The 23846-nt window shown below is 59.1% G+C and carries 21 protein-coding genes; 13 read left to right on the top strand and 8 right to left on the bottom strand.

The annotated features are described in order from the left end of the window. The 4 genes from TRL7639_RS04465 to TRL7639_RS04450 all read right to left on the bottom strand — a co-directional run bounded on the left by TRL7639_RS04465 (position 1) and on the right by TRL7639_RS04450 (position 4355). A complete protein-coding gene (locus TRL7639_RS04465; RefSeq protein WP_085794569.1) occupies positions 1 to 765 on the bottom strand; it encodes an ABC transporter ATP-binding protein in 765 nt (254 codons plus the stop codon). Then, positions 762 to 2051 carry a branched-chain amino acid ABC transporter permease gene (locus TRL7639_RS04460; RefSeq protein WP_085794568.1) on the bottom strand — a complete coding sequence of 430 codons (1290 nt, stop codon included), beginning with the start codon at positions 2049 to 2051 and terminating at the stop codon, positions 762 to 764. Before TRL7639_RS04460 ends, TRL7639_RS04465 begins: the two co-directional genes overlap by 4 nt. Beyond that, the gene (locus tag TRL7639_RS04455) at positions 2048 to 3004 is read right to left on the bottom strand and encodes a branched-chain amino acid ABC transporter permease (protein ID WP_085794567.1); all 957 of its coding nucleotides are present in this window, start codon (positions 3002 to 3004) and stop codon (positions 2048 to 2050) included. The genes TRL7639_RS04460 and TRL7639_RS04455 overlap by 4 nt, the downstream gene beginning before the upstream one ends. Before the next feature lie 103 nt (positions 3005 to 3107). Next, complete coding sequence (locus tag TRL7639_RS04450; RefSeq protein ID WP_085794566.1) at positions 3108 to 4355, bottom strand: branched-chain amino acid ABC transporter substrate-binding protein; 1248 nt, start codon at positions 4353 to 4355, stop codon at positions 3108 to 3110. Between the two features lie 384 nt (positions 4356 to 4739). On the opposite strand from TRL7639_RS04450, the gene TRL7639_RS04445 reads away from it, so the two are divergent. From TRL7639_RS04445 to TRL7639_RS04395, 11 genes are all read left to right on the top strand, one after another. Continuing rightward, a complete protein-coding gene (locus TRL7639_RS04445) occupies positions 4740 to 5603 on the top strand; it encodes an FAD binding domain-containing protein (protein ID WP_207559636.1) in 864 nt (287 codons plus the stop codon). Next, positions 5596 to 8343, top strand: coding sequence for a molybdopterin-dependent oxidoreductase (locus TRL7639_RS04440; RefSeq protein ID WP_085794565.1), 2748 nt, complete (start codon positions 5596 to 5598; stop codon positions 8341 to 8343). The genes TRL7639_RS04445 and TRL7639_RS04440 overlap by 8 nt, the downstream gene beginning before the upstream one ends. Beyond that, positions 8333 to 9820: a 6-hydroxynicotinate reductase gene (locus tag TRL7639_RS04435; protein WP_085794564.1), complete on the top strand. Its 1488-nt coding sequence runs from the start codon at positions 8333 to 8335 to the stop codon at positions 9818 to 9820. The genes TRL7639_RS04440 and TRL7639_RS04435 overlap by 11 nt, the downstream gene beginning before the upstream one ends. Next, entirely contained in the window at positions 9817 to 10680 is an 864-nt protein-coding gene (locus tag TRL7639_RS04430; protein WP_085794563.1) for a UPF0280 family protein, read from the top strand. Before TRL7639_RS04435 ends, TRL7639_RS04430 begins: the two co-directional genes overlap by 4 nt. Further along, positions 10673 to 11254: an amino acid synthesis family protein gene (locus tag TRL7639_RS04425; RefSeq protein ID WP_085794562.1), complete on the top strand. Its 582-nt coding sequence runs from the start codon at positions 10673 to 10675 to the stop codon at positions 11252 to 11254. Before TRL7639_RS04430 ends, TRL7639_RS04425 begins: the two co-directional genes overlap by 8 nt. Next, positions 11251 to 11835, top strand: a complete 585-nt coding sequence (locus TRL7639_RS04420) for an amino acid synthesis family protein (RefSeq protein ID WP_085794561.1) — start codon at positions 11251 to 11253, stop codon at positions 11833 to 11835. The genes TRL7639_RS04425 and TRL7639_RS04420 overlap by 4 nt, the downstream gene beginning before the upstream one ends. A gap of 98 nt (positions 11836 to 11933) precedes the next feature. Continuing rightward, the gene (locus TRL7639_RS04415; protein ID WP_165759744.1) at positions 11934 to 13148 is read left to right on the top strand and encodes an ABC transporter substrate-binding protein; all 1215 of its coding nucleotides are present in this window, start codon (positions 11934 to 11936) and stop codon (positions 13146 to 13148) included. A gap of 92 nt (positions 13149 to 13240) precedes the next feature. After that, on the top strand, positions 13241 to 15097 hold the full coding sequence (locus TRL7639_RS04410) for an ABC transporter permease (RefSeq protein WP_085794560.1): 1857 nt from the start codon (positions 13241 to 13243) through the stop codon (positions 15095 to 15097). Beyond that, positions 15094 to 15876: an ABC transporter ATP-binding protein gene (locus TRL7639_RS04405; RefSeq protein ID WP_085794559.1), complete on the top strand. Its 783-nt coding sequence runs from the start codon at positions 15094 to 15096 to the stop codon at positions 15874 to 15876. The genes TRL7639_RS04410 and TRL7639_RS04405 overlap by 4 nt, the downstream gene beginning before the upstream one ends. Next, positions 15869 to 16570 carry an ABC transporter ATP-binding protein gene (locus tag TRL7639_RS04400; protein ID WP_085794558.1) on the top strand — a complete coding sequence of 234 codons (702 nt, stop codon included), beginning with the start codon at positions 15869 to 15871 and terminating at the stop codon, positions 16568 to 16570. Before TRL7639_RS04405 ends, TRL7639_RS04400 begins: the two co-directional genes overlap by 8 nt. Before the next feature lie 95 nt (positions 16571 to 16665). Then, positions 16666 to 17103, top strand: coding sequence for a MarR family winged helix-turn-helix transcriptional regulator (locus TRL7639_RS04395; RefSeq protein ID WP_085794557.1), 438 nt, complete (start codon positions 16666 to 16668; stop codon positions 17101 to 17103). On the opposite strand, the gene TRL7639_RS04390 is transcribed toward TRL7639_RS04395, so the two are convergent. After that, positions 17098 to 18210: a CaiB/BaiF CoA transferase family protein gene (locus TRL7639_RS04390; RefSeq protein ID WP_085794556.1), complete on the bottom strand. Its 1113-nt coding sequence runs from the start codon at positions 18208 to 18210 to the stop codon at positions 17098 to 17100. The genes TRL7639_RS04395 and TRL7639_RS04390 overlap by 6 nt on opposite strands. 71 nt (positions 18211 to 18281) lie before the next feature. Beyond that, positions 18282 to 19448 carry an amidohydrolase family protein gene (locus tag TRL7639_RS04385; protein ID WP_110647099.1) on the bottom strand — a complete coding sequence of 389 codons (1167 nt, stop codon included), beginning with the start codon at positions 19446 to 19448 and terminating at the stop codon, positions 18282 to 18284. Positions 19449 to 19611: 163 nt separating this feature from the next. On the opposite strand from TRL7639_RS04385, the gene fdxA reads away from it, so the two are divergent. Together fdxA and TRL7639_RS04375 are read left to right on the top strand one after the other, a co-directional pair. After that, complete coding sequence (gene fdxA, locus TRL7639_RS04380) at positions 19612 to 19944, top strand: ferredoxin FdxA (RefSeq protein WP_085794554.1); 333 nt, start codon at positions 19612 to 19614, stop codon at positions 19942 to 19944. A gap of 17 nt (positions 19945 to 19961) precedes the next feature. Further along, on the top strand, positions 19962 to 20768 hold the full coding sequence (locus tag TRL7639_RS04375; RefSeq protein ID WP_085794553.1) for a ferredoxin--NADP reductase: 807 nt from the start codon (positions 19962 to 19964) through the stop codon (positions 20766 to 20768). Between the two features lie 740 nt (positions 20769 to 21508). On the opposite strand, the gene dddP is transcribed toward TRL7639_RS04375, so the two are convergent. Next, positions 21509 to 22834 (bottom strand): dimethylsulfonioproprionate lyase DddP, encoded by a 1326-nt coding sequence (gene dddP, locus TRL7639_RS04370; RefSeq protein WP_085794552.1) that lies wholly within the window; start codon positions 22832 to 22834, stop codon positions 21509 to 21511. Positions 22835 to 22856: 22 nt separating this feature from the next. Next, positions 22857 to 23840, bottom strand: a complete 984-nt coding sequence (locus TRL7639_RS04365) for an Ldh family oxidoreductase (RefSeq protein ID WP_085794551.1) — start codon at positions 23838 to 23840, stop codon at positions 22857 to 22859. Positions 23841 to 23846: the final 6 nt, after the last annotated feature.

Raw genomic sequence — 23846 nt, 5'->3', positions numbered from 1 at the left:
TTACGCGTCCTCTTCTTCAAGCGTTGTACCCAGATAGGCCTCTTTCACCTTGGCCGAGGCACGCACGGCATCCGGCACGTCCGACTCGATGATTTCGCCATAGACCAGCACCGAAATCTTGTCGGCCAGGTCAAAGATCACACCCATGTCGTGTTCCACGATCATCAGCGTCTTGTCCTCGGTCACCTTGCGGATCAGATCCACGATCAGGTCGGTTTCCGAATGGCTCATCCCTGCACAGGGCTCATCCAGCAGGATGATGTCGGCGCCACCTGCGATGGTGATCCCGATTTCCAGCGCGCGCTGCTCGGCATAGGCCAGCGTACCCGCCAGAAGATCGCGACGTGCAGTCAGATTGATCTCTTCCAGGATCTGTTCTGCCTTTTCCGTCACATCGCGTTGGCCATTGATCATGTGCCAGAACGAGTATTTGTAACCCATCGTCCACAACAGCCCGCAACGAATGTTCTCGAACACGGTCATGTTGGGGAAGATGTTTGTGATCTGGAACGACCGGCTCAGGCCGCGTCGGTTGATCTCGAACGGCTGCATGCCGCTGACATCTTCACCATGCAGGTATACCCCGCCCGAGGTCGGCGCGAAACGACCCGTGATCAGGTTGAACAGGGTGGATTTGCCTGCCCCGTTCGGGCCGATCACCGCATGACGCTCGCCCTTTTCGATCTTGAGGTTGACGCCCTGGATGATCTTGGCCAGGCCAAAGCTCTTCTCCAGATTGCGCAGTTCGATTGCGGGAACTGTCATTGGGCGTCTCCTGCGTGGTTGGCTTCGTCCCAGGCGGCCTTGATCGACGGCAGAATGCGCGAGACCAGGAACAGCGAGATGGCAGCGATCACGATGCACAAGCCAAGTGCTTGATAGCCATGACTGTCGAAGGTGATGCCGTACAGGGACATCTCGTGGTCATCACCAAACGAATGGCGCTTGTGGAAGCTGATTTCCAAGATCGCGGCCAGCGAAAGAACGCTGGTGATCGCAGGGATCGCAACCTTGAGGTAAGGACCGACCAACAGGTTCAGCTTGCCAAGAGCCAACGGGCGGCGATGCATCGCGATGATCCCGGCAAAACCACCAGGGAAAAACATCACACAGGCCACGAACAGGATGCCCAGATAGAGCGACCAGATCTCGGTATAAAGACCCAGAACCGTCTGCAGCAGGGTGAACACGATCGCCCCGATGATAGGACCGACAAAGAAACCGACGCCCCCCAAGAAGGTGATCAGCAGGATCGAGCCAGAGGTCGCCAGGTTCAGGTTCTCTTCGGTCAGGATCTCAAAGTTGATGGCAAAGAGCGAGCCAGCGACGCCTGCAAAGAAACCCGACGCGATGAACGACATCCAGCGCACCCGGCGTTGCGAATAACCCAGGAACTCGGCGCGTTCTTCGTTGTCGCGAACCGCGTTGGCAATACGGCCAATCGGCGTGCGCGAGAAAAGGTACATCAGTGCTGTGGCCACCAAGAGCCAGATCACGGTTAGATAGTAGACCTCGGACTGCGCGGCGAAATCGTAACCCAGAACTTCGGGGCCCATGGTCCGGTCTCCTGAAATCCCCTCTTCACCGCCAAAGAAGACGACAATGATGATCGAACAGGCGGCGATCAACTCGCCCACACCCAGAGAAATCATCGCGAACACGGTGCCTGCCCGACGGGTCGAGAAGCTGCCAATGAGGAAGGCAAAGGCCATGCCGAACACACCGCCAACAACCGGCAGCAGCGGCAAGGGCAACCACAGGCCATCATATTCCACCATGTTCATCACATGCATGGCAAAGAACCCACCCAGGCCCATGTAGACCGCGTGCCCAAAGGACAGCATGCCCCCCTGCCCCAGAAGCATGTTATAGCTAAGCGCGAAGACGATTGTGATCGCCATCTGGTTCATGATGGTCAAGGCCGAACTGGACTGAAAGATCAGTGGCAGACACAGCAGGAACAGCGCGGCAAAGGCCCATGGCAGCAGGTTGGAAAGCGATATCAACCTGTTGGGATTGGACACAACTTGTGTTTTGCTTGCGGTATTCATGTCTCACGTTTCCCCATCAGACCCTGTGGACGCAGCACAAGGACAAAGACCATCAGCAGATACGGCAGGATCGGCCCGATCTGCGGCAGGGTCAGGGTCCACAGATCCTGCAGCGGATGATCCCAGATGTTTTCAGGTTTGGTAAAGCCGATGGCGGTCAGGATGTCCTCCATCGCGACGTTGTAGGCAGCGGCGAAAGTTTGTAGCCAGCCGATGATCAGCGAAGCAACAAGCGCGCCCCAAAGCGAGCCAAGGCCGCCGATGACGATGGTTACGAAAACGATCGAGCCCAGCTGAACCGCCATGCCGGGGAATGTGCCCAGAACCGGCCCTGCGATCACGCCCGCCAGACCCGCCATCGCAGTGCCCACGCCAAAGACGCCCATGAACACCAAAGGCACGTTGTGCCCCAGGTTCTGCACCGTTTCGGGATAGCTGAGCGCAGCCTGAATGGTCATCCCGATGCGGGTCTTGGTCAGGATGTACAGCAACGTCAAGAACAGCCCCATCGCAACAAAGATCATGAAGACTTTGTACGCAGGGAAAGAGTTTCCAGCGATGGCAAAGGCGGCAAAGTTCAGCGCCTCGGGCTCGGAGTAAGCCATCTGGCTCTTGCCCCAGAAGAACTGAACCACTTCTTCGATCAGCAGCGCCAGACCAAAGGTAAAGATCAATTCGGGCACATGGCCGTATTTGTGAACGCGCCTCAGCCCGTATCGCTCGATGAGCGCCCCAAAGACGCCGACGATGACCGGGGCGACCAGAAGGCCCAGCCAAAACCCGGTTATTGTGCTGATTTGGTAAGCGAAATACGCCCCCAACATATAGAAACTGGCGTGGGCAAAGTTCAGAACACCCATCATCGAAAAGATGAGTGTAAGGCCGCTGCACAGCATGAACAGCAGCAACCCCGTAACCAGGCCATCCAAAATATTAACGAGGAACAATGCCATCGTTGTCGGCTCCCTGATGAGAATTTCGGTTTTTTCTTGGTCTTGTCCCGTCAGGAAACCCCTGACGGGACAGTCTGGCAACCTTTAATGCAGTGACGAAACGTTACGGGCGTTTCATCTTGCAGGTGGTTGGCGCATCTGCCGAGGCCAGCTCGACGACGGTCTCGGCAATCATGCCGTGGCCCGAGTTGTCATAATCGAAGGTCAAACCATCTTTGGCCTGGCCTTGAACGGTCACAGTCTGGATCGCCTGGTGATCGCTTTCGCGCATCACGGTCTTACCGGTCAGGATGCCGTCGTGCTCCATGCCTTCCAGAGCGTAGGCGATCGCTTTTACGTCATCGGCATTGCCTACTTCGTTGATGGCCGCGGCCAGCATCGGAGCAACGTTTGCCATCTGCGGCTGGCCCAGGTCGAGCTCCGGGAACTTCTCGTAGTAGGACGCAGTGAACGCTTCGGCGTCTGCCGACAGCGGCGGGTTGATCTGACCGGCACCGGCCAGCTTGACGATGCCGTCGCCCTGATCACCAAAGTTCGCAGTGATGCCCGAGGTGGCGCCATAGTAGGTGTAGATCGGCTTGGTAAAGCCTGCACCCATGACGGCCTTGCCCAGACCAACCATGTCACCGCCCCAGTTGCCGGTGATTACGGCGTCCGCTTCGCTTGCAATAACTTTGCGCGCGTAAGGCGTGAAGTCTTTGACCTTGCCAATCGGGTGCAGCTCGTTGCCGACGATTTCGATGTCGGGGCGCTTTTCACCCAAGAAACGAACAGCGGCGGCCGCAACCGCTTTGCCGAACGAATAGTCCTGGCCGATGATGTAGACCTTTTTGATGTCCTGATTGGCCGCGATGTCGTCGGTCAGCGCATCCATCTTGATGTCGGCGTTGGCGTCAAAACGGAAGTGCCAGAAGTTGCACTTGTCGTTGGTCAGCGCCGGATCAACCGCCGAGTGGTTCAGGAAGATGACCTGGCTGTCGGGGTTGCGCTTGTTGTGCTTTTTGATGGCATCGGTCAGCGCGTTGGCAACGCCCGACGATGCACCCTGTGCGATGAAACGAATGCCTTGGTCGATGGCGACCTGCAGCTGGATCAGGGATTCCTTGGCACTGATCTTGTTGTCGAACGGTACGATCTCGAACTCGGCCGCGCCATTCAGCAGGGCGCCCTTCTTGTTGACCAGTTCGTCAACCGAGTGACGATAGATCGACAGGCCCTGGTTGCCCGTCGACGCAAACGGCCCCGACAATGGGTCGATAAAGGCGATTCGGACTTTCTCCTGCGCCATGGCCGATGTTGCAGCCAAACCGGCGACAACCGCACCGACCAGCAACGACTTGAACTTATTCATTTGTTCCCTCCCTAAGGGTTTGGTTTTGCTCCTGGACGGATAGGCGCCCATTCGCTTGATCGTGCCAACTTTTTTGTTAGTGATCGTTCACCACTGTTGAAAATAATCGTTTGTGTGTCAACGATCTTTTTTGACAAATTAACGGTCCAAAATTCAGTTTGGCAACCTTCAACTTTGAGCTGAGGAAAAAGTTACCGAGTCGTCGACAATCGAGTCTGACAATTTTCCGCAATCCCCCCTGAAACCCCGAATGCCCGCGTAAGGCAAACTGGCCCCCACAACCTCAACACCCGGAATCCTCGAATAAATTCAATCCCGTAACATGTTCAAACTTTACGTTGACAAATTTCCGAATCCAGCAATATCATTAGCATACAAACAACAATGGCACGCTTCCAACCGGGAACTCGCACCTTGGACTACTTTTCGCCCACGACCTTGGACGATGCATTTGACCGCCTCAGCGCGCGCAATGTCGATATCGTTGCAGGGGGGACCGACTTTTATCCGGCGCGTCCACAAGGACCGCTTAAATCTGATCTTCTCGACGTGACCCGCATCGCGGGCCTGTCCGGTATCACCCAGGGAACGGATGGCTGGCGCATTGGTGCCGCGACCCGGTGGAGTGAGATCTTTCGCACTGATCTGCCCTCTTCCTTTGCGGGCCTGCAAGCCGCTGCGCGCGAAGTGGGAAGCTTGCAAATTCAGAACGCAGGCACTGTCGCAGGCAACCTCTGCAACGCCTCCCCTGCCGCTGACGGTGTACCCCCTCTGCTGACGCTGGATGCGCAGGTTGAAATCGGCTCGGCTCGCGGCACGCGCACGATCGATCTGTCCGATTTCATCACCGGTGTCCGCAAGACAGACCTGCTCGACGACGAACTTGTCACCGCAATTCTGTTGCCGGAACCGCCTGCGCATGCGCAGGGCGCTTTCGAGAAGCTCGGCTCACGCCGCTACTTGGTGATCTCGATCACGATGACTGCAGCCGTGGTTGGTCTGGACGATGAGGGACGCATCGATCACGCTCGCGTTGCTGTTGGGGCATGCTCGCCCGTCGCACAGCGCCTGACCGGGTTGGAATCCGACCTGATCGGCAAAACGCTGGATCAAATTGAGGTGACCGAGGCGCATCTCACCCCGCTGTCGCCCATCGACGATGTACGCGGCAGTGGCGAATACCGTCTGGATGCGGTTGCGGAACAATGCCTGCGGGCAATCATACAGGCAGGAGGCGAGAATGGATAAGCGCGTGAGCGAAACCGTCGCTGATTTCATCCTCAACGGCGATCACGTCAGCACAACGCCCGTTGCCGGGGAACGTCTTTCTGAGACCCTGCGCGAACGCCTTGGGGCCCGCGACGTCAAGATCGGCTGCAACGCGGGCGACTGCGGGGCCTGCACTGTCTTGGTCGATGGCGATCCCGTGTGCGCCTGTTTGATGCCCGCGCAACAGGCGGCTGGCCGGGCCGTCGAAACCCTGGGCGGTTTGGCGCGCGAGGATGAGATCACGCAGCGTCTGTCCGAAAGCTTTCAGAATTTTGGCGCGGCACAGTGTGGGATCTGTACACCCGGCATGATGACCGCTGCTGTCGCCTTGCTGCGCGACACAGATGCTCCGGACGAAGAGCAGGTGCAGGACGCCCTTGGGGGCGTGCTCTGCCGCTGCACCGGCTACCGCAAGATCATCGACGCCGTTGTCGCCGTGGGTCAGGCCGAGGTGCCCATGCAGGCCGAAGGTCATGCAGGCGAAGGCATCCGCCGCCTCGACGGTCTGGGCAAAGTGCAGGGCACAGAGGCCTTTGGCGATGACGTCGCCCCTGCTGGCACGCTCGAAGTGGTTGTGATCCGCTCGCCCTTCCCACGCGCAGGGTTCACCTTTGGGGATTTGGACGCATTTGCTGAAGTCACAGGCGTGGAAGCTGTTTTGACTGCCGCTGACGTTCCAGGCCGCAACCTGTTTGGCGTTATCCCGGCCTTCATGGATCAACCCGTCTTTGCCGAAGAAGAGGCGCGCTTCCGGGGCGAAGCCGTGGCTGCCATCGTTGCCACCCCTGAATTTGCCCGTGACTTTGACCCAAATACGTTCCCAGTCGAATGGGACGAGCGCCCTGCCGCTCAGGACGTACATGCGGCAATGGCGCCAGAGGCGGCGCAACTGCACGAAGGCCGTGACGGCAATGTCATGTGCGGGGGCTTTGTCCAGTGCGGCGACGCCAAGGCGGCAATTGCCGAGGCCGACCTCACCGTCGAAGGCAGCTTCCGCAGCGGATTTGTCGAGCACGGCTACATCGAGCCGGAAGCAGGCTTTGCCGAGGTGGTGAATGGCCGCGTTGAAATCCACGCCTGTACCCAGGCTCCGGTCATGGATCTCGATTCGATGGAGATCATTCTGGGCATGCCTCGCGATCAGATCCGCATCATTCCGACCGGTGTTGGCGGTGGGTTCGGGTCCAAACTCGATATTTCGGTGCAGCCCTACCTGGCGCTTGGCGCGCTCAAGACGGGCAAGCCCGTGCGCATCTGTTATTCGCGCACCGAGTCGATGCAGTCGACCACCAAGCGGCACCCGTCCGAGATCACGCTCAAGATTGGCGCCACGAAGGATGGCAAGATCAAAGGCTTCGACTTCTTCGGCTACTTCAACACCGGCGCTTATGCCAGCTGGGGTCCGACTGTCGCGAACCGGGTTCCGGTCCACGCATCCGGCCCTTATCAAATCACCGACTACCGAGCTGAATCCAAAGGCATCCACACGAACTGCCCTTCGTCAGGTGCCTTCCGAGGCTTTGGCGTGCCCCAATCGGCCATCGCGCAGGAAAGCCTGTTTGACGAGTTGGCGGATAAGCTTGGCATCGACCGGCTGGATTTCCGCATCAACAACTCGCTTGAGAACAATGTCCCGACCGTCTGTGGTCAGGTCTTCGAGCAAGGCGTTGGGATCAAGCCGTGTTTTGAGGCCTTGCGTACCGCGTGGAATGACGAACGCACTGACGCAGAGGCGTTCAACGCAAGCAACGACACGCTAAAGCGCGGCGTTGGCGTTGCGGGCGGCTGGTACGGCTGCGGCAACACTTCGCTGCCAAATCCCTCGACCATCAAATCCGGCGTTCGCGCCGATGGCACCGTGGTGCTGCACCAGGGCGCGATGGATATCGGCCAGGGCGCAAATACCGTCATCAGCCAGATTTTTGCCACTGCCTTGGGCATTCCGGTGGCTCAGCTTGAAATCATCGGTGCGGACACGGATGTGACGCCGGATGCCGGCAAAACCTCGGCCTCGCGTCAGACCTATGTGTCGGGCAGCGCCTCGCGCCTGTCGGGCGAGGCGATGCGAGCGCAAATCCTGGCGCGTGTGAACGCCAGCGAAGACGCCACGCTGACCATCGGCAACGGTCAGATCAAGATCACCGATCAGGGCAGCGAACATGTCATCGACCTGAGCACGCTGTCCCCTGACGCCGAGGGCTATGTCCTGCGCGCAGAAGAGACCTATGACCCGCCCACCAAACCGCTGGACGAAAACGGCCAGGGCATCCCTTACGCCCAATTCGGCTATGCCGCGCATCTGGTGGTGGTTGAGGTCGACACCAAACTGGGCACCGTCAAGCCGCTGAAATTTGTGGCCGCCCATGATGTCGGCAAGGCGATCAACCCGATGCTGGTCGAGGGGCAGGTTCAGGGCGGCATCGCACAGGGTCTGGGCATGGCTCTGATGGAAGAATACCTGCCGGGCCGGACCGAAAACCTGCATGACTATCTGATCCCGACCATTGGCGACATTCCCCCGATCGAAACCCACATCATCGAAGAACCGGATGCGCATGGTCCCTATGGGGCCAAGGGGTTGGGCGAACACGTGCTGATCCCCACCGCTCCGGCCATTTTGAACGCAATCAAAGACGCCAGCGGCGTGCGGCTGACCCAAGTGCCCGCCACCCCGTCGCGCGTCCGTGCCGCAATCAAGGACAACAACAATGGCAACTGACCGCGCCAAACCCGAAAAAATCCGCTGCGACGCCTGCCCGGTGATGTGTTTCATCGCCGACGGCAAGGCCGGCGCCTGTGACCGCTATGCCAACCACGGCGGCGATCTGGTGCGCCTGGATGCGCTGACCATCATCGAAAACACCGACGAGGCCAAGCTGGTCCCCTTCATGAAGGACAGCCAAGGGCCCGATGACTGGGATGGCAACATCGTGCAGGGCAATCGCCCCTTTGTGACTGCCGTTGGCGCCGGCACAACATATCCCGACTACAAGCCCGCGCCGTTCATCGTCAGCCAAGAGGTGCAGGGCGTCGACATGGTCACCGTCGTAACCGAAGGCATCTTCTCGTACTGCGGTGTGAAAGTGAAGATCGACACTGACCGTCACATCGGCCACGAACGCGATGTGGTCTATGTCGATGGCGAACCGATTGGTCATGTGATGACGTCCGAGTACGGCTCGAAGATGTTGTCTCTGGGTGGTGTTGAGCACCTGACTGGTGGTTCCAAGAAAGAAGGCCGGATCACCTGTGATGCGCTGCTGAAACTCTGCAACCGCGAAGCGGTTGAGATGGTGATCGGTGAAGAAGAGCATCAGACCACCGTTGTTGTTGAGGCAGGCAAGGCCCCGATCATCAACGGCGTCGAAGAGAAACTGATGCGCGTCGGCTGCGGCTCGGCCACCATCGGCATGTTCGCCAAACAGTGGGTCGACCATGTGGATGACGTGGTTGTGGTCGATGACCACATCACCGGCGTTCTGTCAGAGCACCAGGCGGGTAAGCTGCTGGATGTCGAGGCAACCGGCATCAAGATCAACGGTCGCCGCTCGACACCTGGTCGATACTTCCAGGTGGCGGAACCCGGCACCGGATGGGGCGGCACGGATATCGAAGACCCGCTCAAGATCCTGGGTGACTTCAACCCGAAATTCGCCAAAGAAGGCATGAAACTGCTGATGGTCTCGACCACCGGTGAGCAATACGCCTATTTCGAGCTCGACGCAGACCTGAAACCGCAGACTGTCGACATTCCGGCCCCTCTAAAAGCATCCGCCGATTTGATCGCCGAGAACTGTGAACCGTCGGTCTGTTCGGTTCTGTTCATGGGCGGCGCGGGCGGCAGCTTGCGGGCCGGCGTCACCGAAAACCCTGTTCGCCTGACCAAATCGGTCAAGGACTCTCTGACCTTTGTGTCCTGCGGCGGGGCCGAGGCCTATGTCTGGCCCGGTGGCGGGATCACCGTGATGGTGGACGTGCTGGACATGCCTACAGGCTCGTTCGGTTACGTCCCGACCCCGGCCCTGGTTGCCCCCATCGAATTCACCATGCGGGTCAGCGACTATGGCACGCTTGGCGGTCACATGGAGGAAATCAAACCGGTGGCTGAGGTTGTCTCGGATGAAACCCGCAAGGTGTCCCAGTTCGACAACCAGCCCGACCCGATGGCGGCCACCAACTATCGTTGGGCCAAGTGAAGCCCGTCGCCGCCATATTGCCCTGTGGCACCCGGCTGCATTTGCAGCATGGGCCGATTGACCTGATCATCGGGGCAGATGACGCGCGTCGACTGGCTTTTGAGGCTGCGGAGGCACGGTTTCAAACCGTGCTGCAAGAACTGGTTGGCGAGTTGGAACGACTACGCCAGCCGATGACATTGGACCATACCCCATTTGATGGGCGTATTGCCCGCCGAATGGCGCGTGTGGTTCGACCTCATAGCCTTACCTTCGTAACCCCGATGGCGGCAGTGGCTGGTTCGGTGGCCGATGAAATCCTGAACGCCATGCGTCAGGCCACGCCCCTGCGCCGGGCCTATGTGAACAATGGTGGCGACATTGCGTTGCATCTGGCACCGGGTGAATCCTTCACCTCTGCCATGGCCTCGGTCGAAGGCCATGATCTGGGCCGTATAGAAATCACCTCTCGCGACAGGATTGGCGGCATTGCCACGTCAGGTCGCGGAGGTCGCAGCCTGTCTTTTGGCATCGCCGACAGCGTCACAGTTCTGGCGCGCACGGCCGCCCAAGCCGATGTGGCCGCAACCCTGATTGCAAACGCCGTCGACCTGCCCAATCACCCTGCCATCACCCGCCGCCCGGCCACCGACCTGCAAGACGACAGCGATCTGGGCGATCGGCTTGTCACGACCCACTGCGCGCCGCTCGCGAACGCAGATATTCACCATGCGCTGCAAAGCGGTCTGATCGTCGCCGAAAAAATGCGCGATGCCAGATTGATCCGCGCTGCATCCCTTCACCTGCAGGGCGAATCCCGCCATGCAGGACCTTCCGGTCTGACCGGACAACAAAACAAACGGACACTTCTAAATGCCTGACGTCATTCTAAGAAAAACAATCGCGTCTTACGAAGAGATCTTTCACGAGGGCGGCCCCGCTCCGGAAACACCTCAACGCCGTGCGGCCGTTTTGGCGATCATCAAGAACCCCTTTGCTGGCCGGTATGAGGCCGACATTCAGGGCTTTATGGAGGACCTGAAGCCTCTGGGTCTGCAAATGGCACAAAAGCTGCTCGACATCCTGGGCGGTCCCGAAAACATCGAAGGCTATGGCAAAGGGTCCCTCGTCGGCGAAGGCGGCGAGCTGGAGCATGGCGCCTTGTGGCACGCACCGGGCGGTTACGCCATGCGGCAACTGCTGGGCAATGCAAACGCAATCGTGCCCTCGTCCAAGAAGGTCGGCGGCGTTGGCGCGCGGCTGGACGTGCCGATCACCCATATCAACGCCTCTTACGTGCGGTCGCATTTCGACAGCATGGAAGTGGGCAGCAACGATGCGCCGCGCGGCGATGAGCTGGCATTTGCGCTGGTGATGAGCACCGGACCGCGCATTCATTCACGCTCGGGCGGGTTGGAGGCCTGGGACATCAAGGGAGAGGACGGTCTGAGATGACCATGGATATTCGTAAAATCGCCGTAAACGTCGAAGAAACCCATATCGAAGCAGGACGTGACATCGCACCGGCCACCCGCAAGGCGGTCGCCGTGGCGGTGATCGCCAACCCCTATGCCGGGACCTATGAAGAGGACCTGACCCCGCTGATGGATATGGGCGCGGAACTGGGAACTATTCTGGGCAAGAAATGTGTCGAGGCCCTGGGGATCACACCCGAGCAGGCCGAAAGCTATGGCAAATCCGCCATGGTCGGCGAAAACGGCGAGCTGGAACATGCCGCCGCCCTGCTGCACCCGAAACTGGGCGCGCCGCTGCGCAAGGAGGTCGAAAAGGGCGCAGCCCTGGTACCCTCTTCCAAGAAGATGGGCAGCCCGGGCCAGGTGCTTGACGTACCGCTTGGCCATAAGGACGCCGCTTATGTGCGCAGCCACTTTGACGGCATCGAGGTTCGCCTGAACGACGCGCCGCGCGCAAATGAAATCATGGTGGCCGTCGCTGTCACCGACAGCGGCCGCCCGCTGCCTCGCGTCGGTGGTCTGACCCACGAAAACGCCGAAGGCAAGGATGGCCTGCGATAAAAGGTGACGCTAGGTCACCTTAGCACTGACAATCAACCAGAAGCCGGGCATAACCGGCCGCACGAAAAGGAAAAACTGAACCAACCGGAGGAACAGAAATGACCATGATCAGACGCACCGTCCTAGGTGCGCTTGCGGCCCTACCCCTGATGGGGTTTGGCCCGCAGGCCGCACAGGCCGCGGACACGATCGTAATTGGCGAGGTGAACAGCTATACTCGCCTGCCCGCCTTTACCGAGCCCTACAAGAAGGGATGGCAATTGGCGATCGAACAGATCAACGCCGCGGGTGGGATCGACGGCAAACAGCTTGAGGTGATCAGCCGCGATGACACCGGCGATCCAGCCACTGCCATCCGCATCGCGGAAGAGCTTGTGACCAAGGAAGGCGCCGTTCTGATCTTTGGCACCTTCCTGTCGAACATCGGATTGGCCGTCGCGGACTTTGCTCAGCAGAAACAGGTTCTGTTCCTCGCATCCGAACCGCTCTCGGACGCCATCGTCTGGTCCAAGGGCAACAAATACACCTATCGTCTGCGTCCCTCGACCCATATGCAGGCCGCGATGCTGGCCGAACAGGCTGCCAAGCTGGACGCGGTGAAATGGGCCACTGTTGCACCCAATTACGCTTACGGTCAGGACGCAGTCAAAGCGTTCAAATCCGAACTGAGCAAACTGCGCCCTGACGTCGAATTCGTCGAAGAGCAGTGGCCGCCGGTGTTCAAGATCGACGCGGGCTCGACCGTGCGCGCGCTTGAAGCTTCCAAGCCGGACGCGATCTTCAACGTGACCTTTGGCGGTGATCTGGCCAAATTCGTGCGCGAAGGGTCGCTGCGCTTCCTGTTCGAAGACCGCGCTGTCGCCTCGCTGCTGACGGGGGAGCCCGAGTATCTACACCCCCTGGGCAACGAGACCCCAGATGGGTGGATCGTCACTGGCTACCCGCCTGCGGACATCGATACCGACAGCCACAACGCCTTTGCCAAGGCATACTCGGACAAGTTCGGCGAAGCACCGAAGACTGGCTCGATCGTGGGTTACAATTCGGTCCTGGCGATTGCTGCCGCATTGACCAAAGCTGGTTCCACCGACACCGAGGCGCTGCTGGCCGCCATGGACGGCCTGGAAGTGGCCGACAGCCCGACCGGTCCGTTCATGTTCCGCGCAGCTGATCACCAGTCGACCATGGGCGCCTATGTGGGCAAAACCGCCCTGGTGGATGGCGAACCCAAGATGGTTGATTGGGCCTATGCCGACGGCGCCGCCTATCTGCCGTCCGAAGAAGAGGCCGCAAAACTGCGTCCCGCTGAATAAGACCGCCACTCACGCAGTCTGAGGTGGGGCGCGCATTCTGGCGCGCCCTGCCCACCCCCCGAAATTCACACGAATAGGGATGGTAGGCCGATATGGGCTTCTATTTTGCACAACTGTTGACCGGGCTGGCAAATGCCTCGTCGTTGTTTCTGATTGCATCTGGTTTGTCGATTATCTTTGGCGTCACGCGCATCGTGAACTTTGCCCATGGCTCGTTCTACATGGTGGGCGCTTATCTGGCCTATACCATCGTCACCGCGCTGAATGGCGGGATATTTGGCTTTTGGTTTTCGATCATCGCGGCCGCCGCCATCGTTGGTGTGATCGGCCTGTTGATCGAGATGACCATCCTACGGCGCATTTATCGCGCACCTGAGCTGTTCCAGCTGGTGGCCACATTCGGCGTTGTGCTGATCTTTCAGGATGCCACGCTCGCGATCTGGGGGGCCGAGGATCTGCTGGGGCCACGCGCGCCCGGGCTGGACCGCGCCGTCCGCATCATGGGCGAGCCGATCCCTGAGTATGACCTGGCCCTGATCGCCATTGGCCCCGCCGTTCTGGCGGGCATCTGGCTCTTGTTCCACAAAACCCGTTGGGGCGTGCTGGTCCGCGCGGCCACCGAAGACCGAGAAATGGTCGGCGCGCTTGGCGTCAATCAGGCCTGGCTCTTCTCTGCCGCCTTTGTTCTGGGCGCCTTCCTGGCCGGTCTGGGCGGTGCGCTGCAGATCCCGCGTGAGGCGGTGAGCCTGCAGATGGACTTGTCGATCATTGGCGAAGCCTTTGTGGTTGTCGTCATCGGCGGCATGGGCAGCGTGAGCGGTGCCTTTGTGGCTGCCGTTCTGATCTCGGTCCTCAATGCCTTTGCCATCCTGATCTTCCCGCAGATTTCGATCGTGTTGCCTTTTGTCGTGATGGCCGTTGTGCTGATCCTGCGCCCCTATGGTCTGTTCGGCAAACCAGGCAGTGAACACGTGGGCACCGAAGAACCCGAACAGCCCCTGAAACTGATGAGCCAGAAATCGACGATGGTCTTGCTGGCCGCCGTGATGGTGCTCGCCTTCAGCCCGGCGGTGACGGCTGACTTCACCTCGATCCTGCTGGTGGATGTGATGGTCGCCACGCTCTTTGCCGTGTCACTGCACTTTATGATGGGCATCGGCGGAATGGTCAGCTTTGGTCACGCCGCATACTTTGGCGTCGGAGCTTATGCAGCCGCGATGATGGTCAAATTCCTGGGCTTTGGCATGTTACCCGCAATGCTGCTTGCGCCGTTCTTTGCAGCCGCTGCAGCGCTATTCTTTGGCTGGTTCTGCGTGCGCCTGTCTGGCGTTTACCTCGCCATGCTGACCATGGCGGCGGCACAAATCCTGTGGGGGGTCACCTTCCAGTGGCAGGCCTTTACCGGGGGCGACGACGGCATCCTGGGCGTCTGGCCAGCTGAATGGGCAAGTTCGGACAAGGTCTATTTCTACATCGCCTTTGTGCTGTGCCTGGGCGGGATCTGGTTCCTGCGGCGCGTGGCCCATTCGCCATTCGGCTACACCCTGCGTGGCATCCGAGACAGCCAGACCCGGGCCGAGGCCATCGGCGTGGACACCAAGTTCCACCAATGGATGGGCTTTGTGGTCGCTGGCAGCCTTGCAGGTCTGGCGGGTGTTGTCTTTGCCTTCTCCAAGGGCTCGGTCTTCCCGGACACACTTGGGATTGCACACAGCATCGACGGGCTGATCATGGTCCTGCTCGGTGGTATCCACGCCCTTTCCGGTCCGATCTTTGGCGCCGTGGCCTTCGTCATGATCGAGGATTGGGTGACCCGTCTGGATTACTGGCGCTTCATCTTTGGCGGCATCATCCTGGTCGTGGTCCTCTTGGCACCTGATGGCGTCGCAGGCGGGGTAAACCGACTGATCCGGGCCATCCTGCCCAACCAGAAAGGAGGTGCGGCATGAACCCGGTTCTTTCCGTCCGCAACCTGTCCAAGAACTTTGGGGGCATCAAGGCGGTCCAAGACGTCAACTTCGACGTGACAATGGGTGAATTCCTGGCCCTGATCGGCCCCAATGGCGCGGGCAAAACCACCTGCTTCAACATGCTCAACGGATACCTAAAACCCAACAGCGGGGCTTCAGTACAGTTGAACGGTAAGGAGCTGTTGGGCACCCCACCCCGGAAAATCTGGCGCATGGGTGTGGGGCGCACATTCCAGATCACCGAGACGTTCCTGTCGATGACGGTTCTGGAGAACATCCAGATGGCGCTGATTTCGCACCACCGCCGGGTGTTCGACATGTTCTCGCGCGCGACGCGGCTGTATGTCGACGAGGCGATGGCGCTGCTTGATCTGGTGTCGATGTCCGAGCATGCCGGGCGCGCCTGCTCGGAACTGGCCTATGGTGACCTGAAACGGCTGGAGCTGGCAGTTGCCCTGGCGCATGAACCGGCGCTGCTGTTGATGGATGAACCTACGGCGGGCATGGCCCCCTCTGAGCGGATCGCCCTGATGGCCTTGACCGCTGACATCGTGCAGCGCGAAGGGGTCAGCGTGGTCTTTACCGAACATGACATGGACGTGGTCTTTGCTCATTCGCACCGCATTCTGGTGCTGAACCGGGGTGAGTTGATCGCCGAGGGCACCGGCGATGAAATCCGCGCCAACCCAACCGTGCAAGAGGTCTATCTGGGTGGCGGCACCCTGTTCGAAGACAAGAAGGAGGCCGCCAATGCTTGAGGTCGCAAATCTGGACGCCCGTTATGGCCGGGCGCAGATCCTGAACGGTGTGTCGCTGTCACTGGGTCAAAACGAGGTGGTCGCGGTGTTGGGCCGCAATGGTGCGGGCAAATCCACCACAATGAAATCCATCATGGGCATGGTGCGCCAGAAAACCGGGCAGATCACCTATGAGGGGCAGAGCATCCTGGGCAAACCCAGCCATGCCATCTGTCGTGCTGGTGTCGGCTATGTGCCTGAAGAACGGCGCATCTTTGGCGAGTTAACGGTCGAGGAGAACCTCGAGGTGGGTCGCCGCGACAAACGTGATGACGCACCGGAATGGACCTTGGAACATCTGTTCGAACTGTTCCCAAACCTGAATGAGCGGCGCAAGAACCTGGGCAAGCAGCTGTCTGGCGGCGAGCAGCAAATGCTGACCATTGCGCGGACCCTGATGGGAAACCCCAAGATGGTATTGCTGGACGAACCGTCCGAAGGGATCGCGCCGGTGATTGTCGAACAAATGGCCAATGTCATCGCCGAGCTGAAACGTGAGGGGCTATCGGTTCTGATCAGCGAACAGAACCTGCATTTCGCCCGCCTGGTATCGGATCGGGCCTATATCATCGAGAAAGGCTCGGTCTGTTATGACGGAACCTTTGACCATCTTGATCAGAACCCGGAAATCTCAAACAAATACTTGGCGGTTTGACGCCTGTCTGGGCGGTCCCCCGCCCGGATTTTTCGTTGTGGGCATGCACGTTTTTGTTATACTGCTAATGTTTTTTGCAATTGGCGGATGAGTGGATGACCGAAACGGCAGACCAAGCAGATACAGACTATAGCCTGGATGACCAGGTCGGGTATCTTTTACGATTGGCCAGCCAACGCCACGCCACAATCTTTCAATCGAAAACCATCAACGGGCTGACCCCCACACAGTTCTCGGCCCTGATCCGGATTTCCGAGCAAGGCACCTGTTCGCAAAACCATCTGGGCCGTCTGGCCGCAATGGATGTAGCCACGATCAAAGGCGTCGTTGACCGGTTGCGTCAAAAGGGTCTGACACTCACAGCCCCCGACCCCAACGACAAACGGCGTACGATGATCTCACTCTCGCCCGAAGGCGAAGAGATGGTTGCTCAGATGAAAGAGGTCGGGCGAGAGATCACGGCAGAGTCGCTGAAACCCCTCACCGCCGCCGAGCAGCGCAACCTGGTCAAGATCCTGCGCAAGCTGTCATGATTTGACGGGTCGCTTTGGCGAGGCCTTGTCCAACTTCAGCTCGGACCGCGAAAAGCGGATCGGGGTGCGCAGTCCGGGCACGCCTTCGGGTGTGATCTGCATTTCGCGGTGCTGGACCTGCGGGTCGCTCAGGGCTTCGGCCACCGAATTGATCGGACCACCCGGCACGCCGCCCTTTTCAAGCGCGGCCAGCAAGTCCCATTTGCCCCACTTCATACATGCGGCGGTTAGCAACTCGGTCAGTTCTGCTCGGTTGGCCACTCGGTCGGGGTTGGCCACAAAACGGGTATCTTCGATCAATTCCGGCACGTCCAGAATGGTACAGAGCGTGGCGTATTGCCGGTCATTGCCGCAGGCGATGATGATGTGGCCGTCCGACACCGGGAACACCTGATAGGGCACGATGTTCGGGTGCGCATTTCCCAGACGTGTCGGACAGTTGCCGGACGCCAGGAAGTTCATCGCCTGGTTGGCCAGAACACCTGTCATGCAATCAAGCAGGCTTAGATCGACATGTTGTCCCAGGCCTGAACGCTCCCGCTCGGCCAGAGCCGCCTGAATACCGATTACACCATAAAGTCCGGTGAAAATGTCAGCAAAAGCCACACCGATCTTTTGTGGCTCGCCCGCAGGATCACCGGTCAGGTCCATGATGCCGCTCATGCCCTGGATCAGGAAATCATAACCCGCACGATGCGCATAAGGTCCATCCTGACCAAAGCCAGTGACCGAAGCGTAAATGAGGCGCGGATTGACCTGTTTGACACTGTCGTAGTCCAGCCCGAATTTCTTGAGCCCGCCAACCTTGAAGTTCTCGATCAGAACGTCGGCGTCACGGATCAGGTCCAGCAGTTTAGCGCGATCATCGGCATCGCCGAAATCCAGTGCAATGCTGTCCTTGCCCCGGTTGGCGCCATGAAAATAGGCCGCCGTCTTGTCCCCGTCCCGTTCGATGAACGGCGGGCCCCATTTGCGTGTGTCGTCCCCGTCCGGGCTTTCGATCTTGAGCACATCCGCGCCCAGATCCGCCAGCGTCTGCCCGATCCAGGGACCTGCCAGAATGCGGGCCAGTTCAACAACTTTCAGACCTTGCAGCGGTGCGCTCATGTCATGTGCCTTTCAAAAAAATCCCCCGGAGGCCGAAGCCATCCGAGGGGCAGTTCGGGGAGTGTTATGTCTTAGCTCACAACCTGCGGCAGGCGGGTTGCGGGCGGGGTATTGCGGCTGCGTTCCGAGGTCACCTTGCCGTCGATGATGGTCATGCCAACACCCGGCAAATTGCCCAATTGCACCGATTCCAGAATGTTCTTGCCCGGAGCATGTTGCGCTTGATCCATCAGCACGAAATCGGCGCACATACCTTTGTCGATCAGGCCAGTGTCCAACTCGCGTTGGCGCGCCGTGTTGCCGTTGGCAAAGCAGAACGCAATCTCGGCCGGGACGTTGCCGAGAGAGGACAGCATCGCAACCATCCGCATGATGCCCAAGGGCTGTACACCAGACCCAGCAGGGCCATCTGTGCCCAGAATAATCCGGTCCATCTGCTTCAGCTCACGCGCGGTGTTCAGCGTCAGAAGCGCGGCCCGCTCGTTGCCGTTGTGGACGATTTCCAAGCCGGCAGTACAGCTTTCGCACAGGCACATGATCTGATCATCGGGCAGCGCCGAATGGCCCCCGTTGATGTGGCCAATCACATCGGTGCCGGTTTCCAGAACCATATCCGCATCAATCAGTCCCGAACCCGGGATCGACGGGCCGCCGGTGTGAATGGTGGATTGGATGCCGTATTTGCGCGCCCAATCGACCATCTGTTTCGCGGTCTTGCCGTCCTTGACGGTGCCCAGACCAACCTCGCCCAACAGTTTGACACCGGCGTCGGCCATTTCCTTGAAGTCTTCTTCGACCATACCGTGTTCAATCACGGGGGCGCCTGCGTGGACCTTCATGCCCGAGGGGCGGAAATTCTCGTACCAGCGCTGCGCCGCGATCGCCATCGCCTTGAGCCCCACAATGTCTTTGGGACGGCCCGGCATGTGCACCTCGCCCGCCGAGATCAGAGTGGTCACGCCGCCATGCAGGGTCGAGTCGATCCAGTGCAATTGCTGCTGGCGCGGGGTATAGTCGCCAACGACCGGGTGAATGTGGCTGTCGATCAGACCGGGTGCCACGGTTACACCATTGGCATCGACCACCGTATCGGCGTCTTCGCAGTCCAAATCTTTCTCATACCCCCACTCGTGGATCTTGCCATCGATCGCGATCAGGCAGTCACCGTCCAGAATCGGCTCCTCCATCTTGCCCGACAACAACAGGCCGATGTTCTTGATGACAAGCTTTGCGGACATGGATCCCTCCGATTGGTTTGGCGCAATTATTGTTTGCATACTAATATAAATTGAGCATCCGTCAAGCGTCATGAGGTTTGATTTATTGAACGTACACAAACATATTGACAGGCACTTGCCGAGTCGATTATTCATTAGCACACAAACGAAAGGACGAGTGCCGATGACCTATGTGGTGACCGACAACTGCATCAACTGCAAATTCACCGACTGCGTCGAAGTCTGCCCGGTGGATTGCTTTTATGAAGGTGAGAACACCTTGGTCATCCACCCCGATGAGTGCATCGACTGCGGCGTCTGCGAGCCCGAATGCCCCGCCGACGCCATTCGCCCAGACACCGATGACGGCGCTGAGCACTGGGTCGAGATGAACCGTAAATATGCCGAACACTGGCCGGTCATCACCGAAAAGAAAGACCCCATGCCCGATGCCGACGAATGGAACGGCAAAGAGGGCAAGCTGGACCTCTTGTCCGAAACCCCTGCAGCCGCCTGACCGCTACGGAGAGACCCATGTCGCTTGATGAAGCCCCCAAGACTGAATTCCCGATCCCCGCTGGCGTTTTTGCGCAGACGGTCACCTCGGTCGAGCACTATACAGACCGTTTGTTTAAATTTCGTATAACACGCCCTTCGACTTTCCGGTTCCGGTCGGGTGAGTTCGTGATGATTGGCCTGCCGAATGCGGAAAAGCCAGTATTTCGTGCCTATTCCGTAGCCTCACCCAGCTGGGACGAAGAGCTGGAGTTCTATTCGATCAAGGTGCCGGACGGCCCGCTGACCGAGCACCTGCAAAAGATCAAGGTGGGCGACACGGTGCTGATGCGCAAGAAGCCCACCGGCACGCTGGTCAACGACGCTTTGCTGCCCGGAAAGCGCCTTTGGATGTTCTCGACCGGCACCGGCATCGCGCCCTTTGCCTCGCTCATCCGTGATCCGGAAACCTATGAAAAGTTTGACGAAGTCATCCTGACCCACACCTGCCGCGAGGTAGGCGAGCTGGAATACGGCAAGCAATTGGTCAAGGCGCTGAAAGAGGATCCGCTGGTCGGTGAGATGGCGCAGAACTTGCGCCACTACTGCACCGTGACGCGCGAGGATTATCCGTTTCAGGGGCGCATCACCGACCTGATGGCAAGCGGAAAAGTCTTTGAAGATCTGGGGGTTCCGCAGATCTCACCCGAAACCGACCGCGGCATGATCTGCGGTTCGATGGAGATGCTCAAGGACACCAAGGCCGCGCTCGAAGGGTTCGGCCTGGACGAAGGCGCCAACAACAAACCGTCGACCTTTGTGGTTGAACGCGCCTTTGTTGACTAACGATTTCAGGGGCTTCGGTCCCTGATCCGAACACCGGGGCTGACCCTCACGCTCTCACATGAGGCTCCGGTGTTCCGAAATTGAATGCAGACCGGCTTCTCCCTTTGCTCCGGTCGCGTTCAGGGGAAAGCAAACTCTCCTCCTCGCTTTCCCCACCTTTCCCCCCTATTCAACCAGTGCAATTGGCCGACGGCAGACAGGGATTAACGTTCTGCTGTTTGGCGGTTTTTCCCGGAGCACAATGCGTGCACTAACTGTGCACCGTGCGTGCACCAGCTGACACATGGTTTTGCAGGCAGCTAAAGGTTAGCGGAGCGGGCGTTGCTGCAACGATTTGGTCATGAATGTGGACACCAAAAAACCCGACCTGAAGTCCAACCCATGCCGCAAATGCTGAACCAAGAACACAACAGGGACCGAGCGACCTGACTTCGTGTTCCACAAAGCGGACAACCGACGACCTTTGGCAGATGTCCGCGCTGAGCCCATTTTGACCTATGCTGCACCAGGCACGAATGACCGCCAAGCGCAGATAGTTACCTTTGCAAAGTCGCCCGAACGGCCCAGAGCCGACCTTGAGCATAGTGCTCGATTGCTGCAGTCGCAGCCCGCATTGCAGACCTTCGCCGCGAACGCAAAACCCAGTTTAAGTCGAACTCACAGATCGCGGGACAAAACTGCTATCTGCAGCGTTGCAACCTATGTCGGCTAGCCTGCAAAAACCGCCATCGCTTGCACCGCTAGTTCCCCATCAATCGCCCATCAAGCGGATATGTCGTTAGGTTCTCATAACCAGTGTCAGTGATCAGAATTTGATCTTCTAGCTTGATGGAGAAGTCACCGCCCTCTGGCGACACCAGCGACTCGGCGCAGAAGATCATGCCGGGTTCCAGCTCCAGATCATAGGCGCCTTCGTCCCAGCGATCCGGATGCGGCATCGAGGGCCATTCATCGCACAGGCCAACGCCGTGCATCTTGGTGCCGTATTTCTGTTTCTGGAACTGCGGGTCTAGCACGTGGCCGTTAAAGCAAAGCTCTCGTATAGATGCCCCGGGTTTGAGCATTTCGATATTGCTTTGCAAATGCTCAATCGCGTGGTTCATCGCGTAGATCATGTCGTCGCGCGGCGGCTGATCGCCAAACCACCAGGTGCGGGAGATGTCGCAGCACATGCCGTAAGGGCCGATGAGGTCGATATCGAAGGCAAGGATTTCGTTGTTCTGCAAAATCCGCTGGCCGCATTCCTGCATCCAGGGGTTGGTCCGGGGTCCGGTCGCCAGCAGACGGGTCTCGATCCATTCGCCACCGCGCCGGATGTTCTCGGCATGCAGCACAGCCCAGATGTCATCCTCGCTCATCCCCGGTTTGGCCGCTTCGTGCATGGCTGCCACGCTGGCCTCGGTCGAGTTCATCGCACAACGCATCGCGTTGATCTCATCGATACATTTGACGGCGCGGGTCTTTCCCGTGACCTCCTCACCGTCGAAAATCTCATAACCCAAGGCCTCGAACGCGCGTAGTCCGTGGGTCATGATCTTGTCGATGGCGATACGTTTGTTGCCGCCGCCATGTTCGCGGATCAGGTCATCGACCTCAGCGGCGAACTTGGCCGCCCGCATGGCCCCGTTGTTGCCCGCCGCGTAGTAGTAGAACGCAGCGCCCGTGCGGGTTTCACGCACCAATGGCAGGTGATCGGCCAGGAAAAGCGAGCTTTTGTAATCCCACATCACCATATAGCCATCGGCGCACAACAGGACCGCGCGGAACAGGTTATGCGTATTCCAAAGCTGCATGTTGGTGCTGTCGGTAGCATAGCGGATGTTCAACGGATCAAAGAGCAGGATCGCGCCATAACCGCGGTCCACCACCGATTTGGTTAGCTTTTTCCAGCGATGGTCCCGCATCCGGTCCAGATCGGGTAAGGTCAGGCCAGCGGCCTCCCATTCGTCCAGCGCCAGCTTGGTCGGCCCGATCTCCATCCGGTCATCATCATTGGGCGACCCGTCTGCCAGCGTCTCACCTTTGGTCGGATCGATCTTTCTGGTGTCAGAGAAATGTACCGTCATGCGGTAACTCCCAATGCTGCCCTCAAGTCATGCCAGCCAAGGCGCGTGTCTGATCCCAAACGGCCTGCTCCAGCGTCACGGGATCCTGCGCCGCTTTGCCCTGACCAGGCATCCGTGCGCCTTCGTCCAGGGCAACGCCTTCGGCAATTCGGCCGAGCCGGTCAAAGAAATCCGGGGAACTGCCCGGGTCCATCAGCAGATAATATTGGCCAAGGTCATGCGGAGGGCCTTCAGGGGCTTTCAATGGTTTGACATCGCGACTAACCACACCGCCGGTCATGCCAGCGGCCAGCAATTCAGCCATCAGGCCAAAACCCCAGCCCTTGTGGCTGCCCATGCTGACCAGCGACCCGCCCAAAGCAGCTTCGGGGTCGGTGGTTGGCTGTCCGTCAGCATCGACAGCCCAGCCTTCGGGAATACGCTCGCCCGCGGCTTTGGCCATGGTGATCTTGCCCAGGGCCACGGTGGTGGTCGACTGGTCGAACTGCATGGCGATGCCGCCCGCACCATCGGGAACGGAAAATGCGATTGGATTGGTGCCGATCACCCGTGTCTTGCCGCCGGGCGGTGCGACAATGGGCGAGGCATTGGTCAAGCCCAGACCTATAAGACCAGCCCGAGCAATCTGTTCTGTAAAATACCCAAGCGAGGTGCAGGTATGCGCATGGCCGACAGCAAGGCTTGCAACACCGCATTCCTGCGCGGCTGCGATGGCTTCCGGCAAACCCCGTGCAAAAGCGGGCTGCGCAAAGCCGAACTTGGCATCCACTGCGACGACGCCGGGCTTGGGATGTGAGACAACCGGTTCAACCGTTCCGTCCACGCGACCGGACTGCAATTGCTGGCAATAACTTTCCAAGTAGTAGAGTCCGCAAATGCGGTTGCCGACCGCCTCGGCCTTGCGAACCGCGAGGGCAACTTCCTCGGCAATCCACGGTGCGGCGCCGTGGCGCGTGAGGGCTGATTTGGTTGCGCGGTGGATTTCATCCAGGGCAATGTCGGGCATGGGCGT

Origin of the sequence: Falsiruegeria litorea R37, assembly GCF_900172225.1 — a bacterium.
Lineage (GTDB): Bacteria > Pseudomonadota > Alphaproteobacteria > Rhodobacterales > Rhodobacteraceae > Falsiruegeria > Falsiruegeria litorea.
Note: the sequence above shows the minus strand (reverse complement) of the source record. Positions and strands in the feature narration are given on the sequence as shown.

Bases quoted from the DNA above. Each gene is read 5' to 3' on its own strand.
- TRL7639_RS04465 (WP_085794569.1), bottom strand. From the start codon at position 765: ATGACAGTTCCCGCAATCGAACTGCGCAATCTGGAGAAGAGCTTTGGC.
- TRL7639_RS04460 (WP_085794568.1), bottom strand. From the start codon at position 2,051: ATGAATACCGCAAGCAAAACACAAGTTGTGTCCAATCCCAACAGGTTG.
- TRL7639_RS04455 (WP_085794567.1), bottom strand. From the start codon at position 3,004: ATGGCATTGTTCCTCGTTAATATTTTGGATGGCCTGGTTACGGGGTTG.
- TRL7639_RS04450 (WP_085794566.1), bottom strand. From the start codon at position 4,355: ATGAATAAGTTCAAGTCGTTGCTGGTCGGTGCGGTTGTCGCCGGTTTG.
- TRL7639_RS04445 (WP_207559636.1), top strand. From the start codon at position 4,740: ATGGCACGCTTCCAACCGGGAACTCGCACCTTGGACTACTTTTCGCCC.
- TRL7639_RS04440 (WP_085794565.1), top strand. From the start codon at position 5,596: ATGGATAAGCGCGTGAGCGAAACCGTCGCTGATTTCATCCTCAACGGC.
- TRL7639_RS04435 (WP_085794564.1), top strand. From the start codon at position 8,333: ATGGCAACTGACCGCGCCAAACCCGAAAAAATCCGCTGCGACGCCTGC.
- TRL7639_RS04425 (WP_085794562.1), top strand. From the start codon at position 10,673: ATGCCTGACGTCATTCTAAGAAAAACAATCGCGTCTTACGAAGAGATC.
- TRL7639_RS04420 (WP_085794561.1), top strand. From the start codon at position 11,251: ATGACCATGGATATTCGTAAAATCGCCGTAAACGTCGAAGAAACCCAT.
- TRL7639_RS04415 (WP_165759744.1), top strand. From the start codon at position 11,934: ATGACCATGATCAGACGCACCGTCCTAGGTGCGCTTGCGGCCCTACCC.
- TRL7639_RS04410 (WP_085794560.1), top strand. From the start codon at position 13,241: ATGGGCTTCTATTTTGCACAACTGTTGACCGGGCTGGCAAATGCCTCG.
- TRL7639_RS04405 (WP_085794559.1), top strand. From the start codon at position 15,094: ATGAACCCGGTTCTTTCCGTCCGCAACCTGTCCAAGAACTTTGGGGGC.
- TRL7639_RS04400 (WP_085794558.1), top strand. From the start codon at position 15,869: ATGCTTGAGGTCGCAAATCTGGACGCCCGTTATGGCCGGGCGCAGATC.
- TRL7639_RS04395 (WP_085794557.1), top strand. From the start codon at position 16,666: ATGACCGAAACGGCAGACCAAGCAGATACAGACTATAGCCTGGATGAC.
- TRL7639_RS04390 (WP_085794556.1), bottom strand. From the start codon at position 18,210: ATGAGCGCACCGCTGCAAGGTCTGAAAGTTGTTGAACTGGCCCGCATT.
- TRL7639_RS04385 (WP_110647099.1), bottom strand. From the start codon at position 19,448: ATGTCCGCAAAGCTTGTCATCAAGAACATCGGCCTGTTGTTGTCGGGC.
- fdxA (WP_085794554.1), top strand. From the start codon at position 19,612: ATGACCTATGTGGTGACCGACAACTGCATCAACTGCAAATTCACCGAC.
- TRL7639_RS04375 (WP_085794553.1), top strand. From the start codon at position 19,962: ATGTCGCTTGATGAAGCCCCCAAGACTGAATTCCCGATCCCCGCTGGC.
- dddP (WP_085794552.1), bottom strand. From the start codon at position 22,834: ATGACGGTACATTTCTCTGACACCAGAAAGATCGATCCGACCAAAGGT.
- TRL7639_RS04365 (WP_085794551.1), bottom strand. From the start codon at position 23,840: ATGCCCGACATTGCCCTGGATGAAATCCACCGCGCAACCAAATCAGCC.